Genomic DNA, 266 nt, shown 5'->3' with positions numbered 1-266 from the left:
ATGAGCGGCAGCGACTTCTCGCAACGCAACGCAACGCAGCGATTCTCGCCGGCGAGGAAGCCGTCGCGAAGATCATGCCGGAGTTGCAGCGCAAGCTGGCCGCGAGCCGGGTGGCGGCTTAAGGGCTTAGTGGCGAAGGGCCTAAGGGCTTAGGGGCAACACGCAAAAAAGCCTGCTTCTTTACGAAGCAGGCTTTTTTCGCTGGATCAGCACAACAACCGCCGGCGAACCGGAATCAGTTATTTCCGCCGATCGTCGCATTCACG

At 59.8% G+C, this 266-nt stretch carries 1 pseudogene; it reads left to right on the top strand.

What is annotated here, in order from left to right:
- A pseudogene (locus SB753_RS37905) lies at nucleotides 1–122 on the top strand (patatin-like phospholipase family protein); the annotation flags it as partial.
- Nucleotides 123–266: the final 144 nt, after the last annotated feature.

Origin of the sequence: Paraburkholderia sp. SIMBA_053 (assembly GCF_046534895.1) — a bacterium.
GTDB classification, from domain to species: Bacteria; Pseudomonadota; Gammaproteobacteria; order Burkholderiales; family Burkholderiaceae; genus Paraburkholderia; species Paraburkholderia caledonica.
This window is presented reverse-complemented; position numbering and strand designations above follow the sequence as displayed.